The organism is Ruegeria sp. CJ3, from assembly GCF_056536725.1.
The window spans coordinates 182629-192683 of record NZ_JBQFQE010000004.1 but is presented as its reverse complement, the minus strand read 5'-3'; the positions used below and the strand labels follow the sequence as shown (position 1 = coordinate 192683).

General features: G+C 61.3%; 11 protein-coding genes. 5 read left to right on the top strand and 6 right to left on the bottom strand.

Annotated elements, in window-relative coordinates; translation table 11 throughout:
- Positions 1 to 69: 69 nt before the first annotated feature.
- The gene (locus tag ACR0J1_RS09275; RefSeq protein ID WP_480732486.1) at positions 70 to 1293 is read right to left on the bottom strand and encodes a urate hydroxylase PuuD; all 1224 of its coding nucleotides are present in this window, start codon (positions 1291 to 1293) and stop codon (positions 70 to 72) included.
- 96 nt (positions 1294 to 1389) lie between these two features.
- On the opposite strand from ACR0J1_RS09275, the gene ACR0J1_RS09270 reads away from it, so the two are divergent.
- Complete coding sequence (locus tag ACR0J1_RS09270; RefSeq protein ID WP_480732488.1) at positions 1390 to 2304, top strand: LysR family transcriptional regulator; 915 nt, start codon at positions 1390 to 1392, stop codon at positions 2302 to 2304.
- A gap of 102 nt (positions 2305 to 2406) precedes the next feature.
- Here ACR0J1_RS09270 and uraH read toward each other — a convergent pair whose 3' ends face one another.
- Positions 2407 to 2763: a hydroxyisourate hydrolase gene (gene uraH / locus ACR0J1_RS09265; protein ID WP_480732490.1), complete on the bottom strand. Its 357-nt coding sequence runs from the start codon at positions 2761 to 2763 to the stop codon at positions 2407 to 2409.
- A gap of 165 nt (positions 2764 to 2928) precedes the next feature.
- Here uraH and puuE point away from each other — a divergent pair, with 165 nt between their 5' ends.
- Positions 2929 to 4347, top strand: a complete 1419-nt coding sequence (puuE, locus tag ACR0J1_RS09260; protein ID WP_480732492.1) for an allantoinase PuuE — start codon at positions 2929 to 2931, stop codon at positions 4345 to 4347.
- Positions 4344 to 4829 (top strand): ureidoglycolate lyase, encoded by a 486-nt coding sequence (locus ACR0J1_RS09255; RefSeq protein ID WP_480732493.1) that lies wholly within the window; start codon positions 4344 to 4346, stop codon positions 4827 to 4829. Before puuE ends, ACR0J1_RS09255 begins: the two co-directional genes overlap by 4 nt.
- A 91-nt stretch (positions 4830 to 4920) precedes the next feature.
- Here the strand turns inward: ACR0J1_RS09255 and ACR0J1_RS09250 are convergent, their stop codons facing one another.
- The 3 genes from ACR0J1_RS09250 to ACR0J1_RS09240 form a co-directional block, all read right to left on the bottom strand.
- A complete protein-coding gene (locus tag ACR0J1_RS09250) occupies positions 4921 to 5907 on the bottom strand; it encodes a type I glyceraldehyde-3-phosphate dehydrogenase (RefSeq protein WP_480732495.1) in 987 nt (328 codons plus the stop codon).
- 55 nt (positions 5908 to 5962) lie between these two features.
- Positions 5963 to 6286 carry a hypothetical protein gene (locus ACR0J1_RS09245; RefSeq protein WP_480732497.1) on the bottom strand — a complete coding sequence of 108 codons (324 nt, stop codon included), beginning with the start codon at positions 6284 to 6286 and terminating at the stop codon, positions 5963 to 5965.
- Positions 6287 to 6389: 103 nt separating this feature from the next.
- Positions 6390 to 7223, bottom strand: a complete 834-nt coding sequence (locus ACR0J1_RS09240) for a bifunctional allantoicase/(S)-ureidoglycine aminohydrolase (RefSeq protein ID WP_480732499.1) — start codon at positions 7221 to 7223, stop codon at positions 6390 to 6392.
- A gap of 175 nt (positions 7224 to 7398) precedes the next feature.
- On the opposite strand from ACR0J1_RS09240, the gene ACR0J1_RS09235 reads away from it, so the two are divergent.
- Complete coding sequence (locus tag ACR0J1_RS09235; protein ID WP_480732501.1) at positions 7399 to 7755, top strand: hypothetical protein; 357 nt, start codon at positions 7399 to 7401, stop codon at positions 7753 to 7755.
- 3 nt (positions 7756 to 7758) lie between these two features.
- Here the strand turns inward: ACR0J1_RS09235 and ACR0J1_RS09230 are convergent, their stop codons facing one another.
- A complete protein-coding gene (locus ACR0J1_RS09230) occupies positions 7759 to 8694 on the bottom strand; it encodes a 2-hydroxyacid dehydrogenase (protein ID WP_480732503.1) in 936 nt (311 codons plus the stop codon).
- Positions 8695 to 8819: 125 nt separating this feature from the next.
- Between ACR0J1_RS09230 and ACR0J1_RS09225 the strand changes: the two genes are divergently transcribed.
- Complete coding sequence (locus tag ACR0J1_RS09225) at positions 8820 to 10055, top strand: acyl-CoA dehydrogenase family protein (RefSeq protein WP_480732505.1); 1236 nt, start codon at positions 8820 to 8822, stop codon at positions 10053 to 10055.

Below are 10055 nucleotides of genomic sequence, written 5' to 3'. Positions count from 1 at the left end.
CGCGGCTTGTTAAGTTCTTGTTAGAGCATCTGATGGCGCGCAGGGGAAGCACTAAACGCGTTTTTTGGCCTATAGGTTGGCGTTGCGGAACCAGCGAATGATCGCTGCGCGGTCTTCGGGCTCCATATAGGTCACGTTGGCGGGGGGCATGGCGTGGGTGACGCCGGACTGCAGATAAATCTGCTGTGCATTGCGGGCGATGTCGGCTTCTGTTTCCAGCAATACGCCCTTGGGTGCCCAGAGGATGCCTTCCCAAACCGGCTCGCGCGCGTGGCACATCGAACATCGGCCCAGCACGATATCATGCGCGTCTTCAAACCCGTCGGCGGCCGCGAATTTCTGTTCGTAAGGCGTGAGCGCTGCAGCCTCGGCCTCGTCCAGCGTTTCGTGCATCGTGGCGGTCGAAAGCCACATGATCGCAAGGAAAAGCAGTGCGGTGACGGCCCATGTCCAGGTGGGGTTCCCGGCGCGGGCGTGGCGGGTGTTGAAGTAATGCCGGATGGTGACGCCCATCAGGAACACCAGCGCGGCGATGATCCAGTTATACTCGGTCGCGAAAGCCAGCGGGTAGTGGTTGGACAGCATCAGGAACACGACCGGCAGTGTCAGGTAATTGTTATGGGTTGACCGCAGCTTGGCGATCTTGCCGTATTTCGGGTCTGGCGTGCGCCCGTTCTTGAGGTCATCGACCACGATCCGCTGGTTCGGCATGATGATGAAGAAGACGTTCGCGGTCATGATCGTGGCGGTGAACGCGCCCAGATGAAGCATCATCGCGCGACCAGTGAAGATTTGGTTGTAGCCCCAGCCCATCACCACCAGCAGTGCGAATAACAGCACCATCAGCAGGGTCGGGCGCTCGCCCAAGCCGGATTTGCACAGAAAGTCATAGATTAGCCATCCGATGGTCAGAGAGGCAGCTGAGATCAGAATACCCTGCCACAGCGCCAGATCGGCCTTTTGGGCGTCGATCAGATAAAGCTCTCCGCCCACCCAATAGACGATCATCAGCAGCGCGGCACCGCTCAGCCAGGTGGCATAGCTTTCCCATTTGAACCAGGTCAAATGCTCCGGCATCCGCTCGGGCGCGACCAGATATTTCTGGATGTGATAGAAGCCACCACCATGCACCTGCCATTCTTCGCCATCCGCCGGTCCGGGGATATTGCGGTTCAGGCCAAGGTCCAGCGCGATGAAATAAAACGATGATCCGATCCAGGCGATTGCGGTGATGACGTGCAGCCAGCGCACGCCAAAAGCCATCCAGTCCCAGAACACGGCGAAGTCGTACATGAAAGCTCTCTCCGATCAGTTGCCGTCACACTAGGCAAAGGGGCTTTTCTTCGGTATTCCCGTATATTGTCAAACTGTATCAAAAAAAACGATAAGATGTCCTATCTCGACAATATCCGAACCTTCGTCCGCGTCTACGATCTGGGCAGCATGTCCGCCGCAGGGCGAGACTTGCGGATTTCGCCTGCGGTGACCTCGGCACGAATTTCTCAGTTGGAGGATCATCTGGGCGTCCGTCTGTTTCAACGCACCACGCGGAACCTGTCCCCGACCGAGCAGGGCAAGGCCTTTTACCCGGGCGCGGTGGCGGTGCTGGACGCGGTGGACGAGGCCGAGGCGCAGGTCACCCATCTGACCGAAGCGCCGCGCGGGTCGCTGTTTGTGGCGGCTCCGCTTGGGGTGGGGCGGAGGCTTCTGGCTCCGTATGTACCTGATTTCCTGTCGGAATACCCAGAGATCGATGTGCGTCTGCGCTTGACAGACCGGTCGGTTGATTTGACGACCGAGGGGTTGGATCTGGCATTTTTCATCGGTCAGCCCGAGGACAGCACGCTGCGCATCCGCAAGATCGCTGACTGCCAGCGCGTGCTGTGCGCCGCGCCGGACTATGTTACGCGGCGCGGGATGCCGACGACCGGGGCTGACCTGATTGCCGACAGCCACGAATGCCTTAACCTGCGCTTCCCCGGCGCGACCGAGTTTCAGTGGATGCTGAACACACCCGATGGCCCAAAGCGGTTTGCCGTGTCCGGTCGGTTCGAATGTGATGACGGAGACGTCTTGACGGATTGGGCGCTGTCCGGGCAGGGCATCGCCATGAAACCGGTGTTTGAAGTGTCAGATCATTTGAAAGCGGGCCGTCTGGTGGCCGTAGCGACCGAGACGCCTCCGGTATCGGTGCAGATGGCGTGCCTCTATACGCATCGGCGTCATCAGGACCCCAAGGCACGCCTGTTCATGGATTTCATGATTGAGCGGATCGGCAAGGTGGTCCGCGTCTCAGAACACTAAACCGGGATGTCCTCCCGCCCCTGTTTGTGCCGTTCCGGCACTGCACAGCGTTGGGCCGGGCGCTGCGGCTTTGCCGCAGCGCGGTTGTACCTTTGCCCGGGCTCAGCTGCCGCGGTAGGTGGAGTAGCCGTAGGGCGATAGCAGCAGCGGCACATGGTAATGCGCACCGGGGTCGGACATGCCGAACCGGATCGGAACCTGATCCAGAAACAAGGGCGCTTCGCCGTCCTGACCGGTGGCGCGCAGGTAATCTCCGGCGAAGAAGATCAACTCGTACGTCCCAGTTTCAAATACATCCTGCGGCAGGATGGGGCTGTTGGTGCGTCCGTCCGCGTTGGTCTCGGCCTCAGCGATCTTGTCACGGGCGTCGCCCGAAATCCGGTACAGCGCAATGCGCAGCCCCTCGGCCGGGCAGCCGCGCGCCGTGTCCAGAACATGGGTCGTCAGATAACCTGCCACGGGGTGTCTCCTTTGAATTGCCTTTCGGTTTGTCACAGTCTGGCGCAAAGTTGAAAACAGTGGAAATGCCGAAAGAACCGGAAACAGCGTTCGGATTGATTTGATAATCCCACGCGGTTTTCTGGTTTAAGGCTGTCGGGAACAGATAAGGAATTGGAACGAACCATGCAGCCGCCGCGTTACCCTCGGGACCTGATCGGATACGGAGCCACCCCGCCTGAGGCCAAATGGCCGGGCGGCGCGAAACTGGCGGTGCAGATCGTGCTGAACTACGAAGAGGGCGGCGAGAATTGTGTTCTGCATGGCGATGCGGCGTCCGAGGCGTTTTTGTCCGAGATCGTCGGTGCCGCGCAATGGCAAGGACAGCGGCATTTGAACATGGAATCGATCTATGAATACGGCGCGCGGGCCGGGTTCTGGCGATTGCATAGGTTGATGAAGGACCTGCCGATCACGGTCTATGGCGTCGCGACCGCTCTGGCGCGATCTCCGGATCAGGTTGCTGCGATGAAATCCGCCGGGTGGGAGATTGCCAGCCACGGTCTGAAATGGGTCGAACACAAGGACATGCCCGAGGACGAGGAGCGCGCGCAGATCGCCGAGGCTATCCGCCTGCACACCGAAGTGGTCGGGGAACGTCCGCGCGGGTGGTATACGGGGCGTTGCTCCGAGAATACGGTTCGGCTGGTGGCGGAAGAGGGTGGGTTTGCCTATGTCGCGGACACTTACGCCGATGATCTGCCCTATTGGATGCAGACCGGGGGCCGGGATCAGTTGATCGTGCCTTATACGCTAGATTGCAACGACATGCGCTTTGCCACGCCGCAGGGGTTCAACGCGGGCGACCAGTTCTATTCCTATCTCAAGGATAGCTTCGATGCGCTCTATGCTGAGGGCGAGGCCGGTGCACCGAAGATGCTCTCGATCGGCCTGCATTGCCGCCTCATCGGGCGACCGGGGCGGGTCATGGCGCTGAAACGCTTTCTAGATTATGCGCGCGGGTTCTCGGATGTGTGGTTTGCCACGCGCCTGCAGATTGCGGAGCATTGGGCTAAGACGCATCCCGCCGCCCGGCATCCCAAGCCGTCGAAGATGGATCGAGAGGTGTTTGTTGCGACCTACGGAGGTATCTTTGAGCATTCTGCGTGGATCGCCGAACGCGCCTTTGATCTGGAGTTGGGCCCGACCCATGACACGGCGGGCGGACTGCACAACGCGCTGACGCGGATGTTCCGCTCGGCCTCGGAGGAGGAACGCTTGGGCGTGTTGACTGCGCATCCCGACCTTGCGGGCAAGCTGGCGCAGGCCAAGCGGCTGACGCAGGAAAGCACGTCCGAGCAGGCCTCGGCGGGCTTGGATGCGCTGACGGATGCCGAGCGTGCGGCGTTTACCGATCTGAACCAGCAATACACAGATAAATTCGGGTTCCCGTTCATCATTGCGGTGCGGGACCATGACAAAGCCTCGATCCTGCAAGCTTTTGAGCGGCGGATCGGTCAGGATCGGGATGCGGAATTTGCTGAGGCCTGCCGTCAGGTTGAACGCATCGCCGAGTTCCGGCTGCGGGACCTGTTGCCGTCATGATACGGATCGTGATTGAGCCGATCTCGGCCGAGGCATTCGCGCCGTTTGGGGATCTGATCGAGGTCGCGGGAGAGCCCGACAAGATCATCAATCAAGGGCAATGCGGGCGGTATCACGACCGTGCAGCGTTGGCATTTGCGGACGGTCGCGCGGGGCTCAGCCTGTTTGACGCCAATCCGCGCGCGCTGCCCCTTCTGTTGGACATGGTCGAGCGGCATCCGGAGGGCAGTCAGGCCTTTATCCCGATGACACACCAGCCGTTTCTCGTGGTTGTAGCGCCGGATGAGGGCGGACGACCAGGGCGGCCTCGGGCCTTTGTCACGCAGCCGGGGCAGGCGGTGAACTATCATCGCGGCGTCTGGCATGGGGTTCTGACGCCCTTGCATGGACCGGGGCTGTTTGCGGTGGTGGATCGGATTGGAGTGGGCGACAATCTGGAAGAATTCTGGTTCGAAAAACCTTACGAAGTGGCCGAAGGCTAAACCGGGATGCTCCCGCCTGGTCAGGGTGCATCGAAGATGCCCCCAAGACCCGCTGGGCCGGGCAGAGCGCGGGCAAGCCCGCCCGCTGCGGTCAGGCGTCGGCCATCAGGCGGGCCACATCCAGCATCCGGGCTGAGAAGCCCCATTCATTGTCGTACCAGCCGAAGATGCGGACTTGATGCTGTCCGATCTGGCGGGTCTCGGGGCCTGCGATGATGAGGGATTCAGGCCGCGCCCTTAGGTCGGAAGAGACGAGGGGCTGATCCGTCCAGCACAGAACCTCTGATGTTGCGATTGCTGCGCGCAGCGCGTGGTCAAACTGTGCGGCGGTCATGCCGCGTTCAAGCGTCGCCACGAGGTCAACCGCCGAGACGCTTGCAGTCGGAACCCGAACCGCCGCCCCCGAGATGCGCCCGGCCAGATGGGGCAGGACCACATCGATCAGATGCGTGGCGCTGGTTGTTGTAGGCACCATCGACAGCGCACCGGCGCGGGAACGGGCGAGGTCTCCGCGTGGGGCGTCGACCATGGGCTGGCTGTTGGTATAGCAGTGGATCGTGGTCATATGGGCCGAGACCAGCCCGCCAATCGTGTCGAGCAGCTTGACCAGCGGGGCGAGGCCATTGGTGGTGCATGACGCGTTGGACACGATCCGCGCATTACCCAACTGGTCTTCGTTTGCGCCCAGAACCACGGTCACTTCTGCTGCAGGAGAAGGGCCGGAGATCAACACCTTACCAGCACCTGCGCTCAGGCCCCGGCCGGCAACATCCGACGTTCGCGCAATGCCGGTGCAATCCAACATGACATCGACGCCAGACAGGTCCACCCGCGCCAGATCGGTGCTGTGTGACATCGGGATCACGCGTTGATCAATGACCAGCGCGGCATCCCCGCAAGTGACGCAACCGGGGTAGGGGCCGAAGGTGCTGTCGTATTGAAATAGATAGGCGCAGGTCTCGATTGGCGCGATATCGTTGATCAGCACCAGTTCGATGTCCGAATGCTGCGGCAGGCTGAGGACCTGACGCAGAATCGTGCGGCCAATACGGCCGAATCCGTTGATCGCAATTCTCATGGCCCAGCTATGGCAGGCCGGTTATGCGACCTCAATGATTGGATTGTACCAATTTTCAGCCGCAGCTGACCTGCGAGAAAAACTGGCCCGAGATGTTCTGATACATGCTGGAACGGATCACCTTGCAGCCGGTCGCCTGCTGGATCGCGGCAATCGCTTGAACCGTGCGCAAACGGGGCGGAGGGCCGAAGGGGTTCAGATTGTTATTGTCCCGCGTCGCCCTGTAGACCACAGGAGCATCCGAGACCTGCGTGACCGCCCAGGTGCGGCTCATGACGGAGACGGATTTGGTTTCCTCCTTGGCGGCGACCGGGGCCGCGTTAAATGCCGTAAGGCCAAGGGTGGTTGCCAGTGCAATCGTCGTTCCGCGCAGTAACATCGAACTATCTCCAGTGCTGAAATCTTACATGATTTCATCAGATTCCAGCGATTCTGGGAACCCCTGCAGGGCAATTTGACCCAACGGCAGGCTGCGCCCGGAGTCAGCGGGTGGGTGGCGAAAGCGGCATGTGACGGTTTACATCTTTATACAGCAGATAGCGGAACCGCCCCGGACCGCCAGCATAACAAGCCTGCGGGCAGAAGGCGCGCAGCCACATATAGTCGCCCGCCTCGACCTCCACCCAGTCTTGATTGAGGCGGTAAACGGCTTTGCCCTCAAGCACATAAAGCCCATGCTCCATCACATGGGTTTCGGCAAAAGGAATCACGCCGCCGGGCTCAAAGGTGACGATGTTGACATGCATGTCGTGGCGCAAATCCTGCGGATCGGCAAAGCGGGTGGTGGCCCAGCGCCCCTCGGTTCCCGGCATTGCAATGGGGGCGATATCACGCTCGTTGGTGATGATTGGATCGGGCGCAGATAGGCCCGGTACCGCCTGATAGGCCTTGCGGACCCAATGGAAGCGGGCGACTGCCTCGGACCGGTTGTGCAGCGTCCAATCGCTGCCCGGCGGGATATAAGCATAACCGCCGGTTTCCAGATCGTGAATTGTTTCGCCCAGCGTCAGGCGCACGCCACCTTCCACCACGAAGATCACGCCCTGCGCGCCCGGATCGGTTTCGGGCTGGCCGCTGCCACCGCCGGGCTGAACCTCCATGATGTACTGTGAGAAGGTCTCGGCAAACCCGCTGAGCGGGCGGGACAGGACCCACAGCCGCGTGCCCTCCCAGAAGGGCAGAAAGCTGGTGACGATGTCCCGCATGGTGCCTTTGGGGATCACCGCATAGGCATCGGTGAACATGGCGCGGTCGGTCAGAAGCTGTTCCTGCCCCGGATGCCCGCCTTTGGGCGCATAGTAGTTTGGATATGTCATCGGATGCCTCTGCTCGTGTCTTGCGTCACTATCTTCCGAATGCGCGCGCCATCCTAGCGGCAGGCTTGCGATAGGTTTGTTCGGGATATTTTGAAGGTGGACGGCAGGGGCTTGGCCGCGGTCGCGCAGAGGTATATCCTTGAGAGCAAATGTATTTCAGCTCAGAGAGGCGCTCATGAAAGCCCGGATTTCTGTTATTTTGGCCACCGCGCTGGCCCTTGGCGTCAGCGGGGTCGCTCAGGCCAAGCCGATTTCACGAATCATTGCCGAGATGGGGCTGACCCCCGCCGATTTCGAAGTGGTGAACGCCGCGTCCAATGCGTTGCTGAGCGCGGGTGCGCCCGCGGTCGGGCAACAGCGGGACTGGGTTAATGACGATACCGGTTCGAACGGGACCATCCGGGTGCAGGAGGTGCAGGGGAATTGCGTGATCCTGCAGCATGTTATCCAGCCCGAGGGCTCCGGCGAAAGCCGCGATATCCGGACGCGCCGATGCAAGACTGCCGATGGCAATTGGTTGCTGGCCCCCTAAGGATCAGTAGCCGAGCTGCCGGTTGACCTCGTGCAACAGTGCGGCACCGGATTGCAGCCTGCGGAAATTCTCGGCCACGTCGGACAGCGCTTCGCCCAGATGCCAGCCCGAGACATGCGGTGTGATCGTGACGCCAGGATGTTGCCAGAGCGGGCTGTCCGCGGGCAGCGGTTCCTGCCGGGTGACGTCCAGAACCGCATGCGCGGGTGAGCCCTGGTCCAGCGCCGTGATCAGCGCGGCCTCATCAATCAGGTCGCCGCGACCGGCGTTCAGCAAATGGCTGCCGGGTTTCATCGCCGCAAGCATCGGCGCGTCGAACAGGTTCACCGTTGCAGGGGTTGAGGGCAGGATGGCGCAAACATAGTCGCATTGGCCCAGCATCTGGGGCAGCGCGTCATCGCCGTGCATGCAGGTGACCCCGTCGAAGTGTTTGGGGGACCGGCTCCAACCCATGACCTGAAATCCCACAGCGCGCAGCATCTGGGCGGTGCGTCCGCCGATGTGGCCGAGCCCCAGAACGCCGACCACGGTGTCGGGCGTGAAGACAGGGGCCTGAGGGGCCCATTCGGCGCGGGCTTGCGCGGCCTCGTATTGCGGCATGTGGCGCTGGGCGCGCAGGATGTAGGCGACAAACCATTCTGCAATACCCTGCGCCGGGGCATCGGGTTTCAGGCGGGCCACGCGGACATGATCGGGCAGGTTGGGGTGGCTGACAATGGTCTCGACCCCGGCCCCGAGTTTCTGGACAAGCTGCAGATTGGGCAGCCGCTGGGGAAGGTCCGCCCGCAGGGCCGACACCGCAACCATCGTGATCTGGCCAGCATCCCCAATGGTCTCGGGCGTGCGCACATCGGCTGCAGGATCGTGCTTTCGGATTTCGCTGGCTATGTCTTCGTTTGTCAGCCAACCCGAGTGGCCCGTATCCACCAACAACGCCATATGCGCAGCTCCTTCGTTGATTTTGTCCAAGTGACGTGCCGTCACGCAACTGGACAGCCTGCGTGCAGCTAAGCCATCCTTTGCGCGAAGGTAAAGGCCGGCGCGTCACGGCGGGGAGGATTTTCATGACCATGACATTCGGACTGCGCGAAGAGAACCGCGCCCTACTGCAGCGTGTGACCGACATGATCCGCGATGAGGTCATGCCGCTTGAGGCGGAATATCAGGCCGAGATCAACAAAGGCGATCGCTGGCAATATACCGCGCGTCAGACTGAAATCCTTGAGGGGCTCAAGACCAAAGCCAAGGCGGCGGGTCTTTGGAACTTCTGGCTGACCGACAGCGACAAGGGCTTTGGCCTCAGCACCGTTGAATACGCCTATTTCGCAGAAGAGATGGGCAAGACTCCGCTGGGGGCCGAGGTGTTCAACTGCTCGGCCCCTGACACGGGCAACATGGAAGTGTTCGAACGCTACGGGTCGGACGCCATGAAAGAGCAATGGTTGAAGCCGCTGCTTGAGGGTCAGATTCGCTCGGCCTATCTCATGACCGAACCGGATGTGGCCTCGTCTGATGCCACCAATATCTCCATGTCATGCGTGCGGGATGGCGAGCACTACGTTCTGAACGGCGAGAAATGGTGGGCTTCGGGGGCGGGTGATCCGCGCTGCAAGGTGTATATCGTGATGGTCAAGACGGGCGGAGAAGATCTGCCCAAGCACCAGCGCCAGTCGATGATCGTGGTGCCTGCAGACACGCCGGGGATCGAGGTACTTCGCCCGATGGAGGTCTATGGTCATGACGACGCGCCTCATGGGCATATGCACATCCGCTTCACCGACGTCAGGGTTCCGGCGGAAAACATCCTGCTGGGCGAAGGGCGCGGGTTTGAGATCGCGCAGGGTCGATTGGGGCCGGGGCGCATCCACCATTGTATGCGCGCCATCGGACAGGCCGAAGCTGCGTTGGAGCAGATGTGCAAGCGATCGCTGCAGCGCGAGGCCTTCGGCAAGAAGCTGGCGCAGCTGGGCGCAAATTACGACATCATCGCCGAATGCCGGATGGAGATCGAAATGGCCCGTCTGCTGTGCCTGAAGGCGGCGTGGTACATGGATCAGGGCGATGCACGGGCGGCGGCCCCGTGGATCAGTCAGATCAAGACCGTGGCCCCTCGGGTGGCGCTGAAAGTGATCGACGAGGCGGTGCAGATGTTCGGTGCTCAGGGGATCAGTCAGGACACCCCGCTGGCGATTGCGTGGACCCATGTGCGCACCTTGCGGCTGGCGGATGGGCCGGATGCGGTGCACCGCCGTCAAATCGCGCGGGCCGAGTTGAAAAAATACACGCAGGAAAAGGTCTGA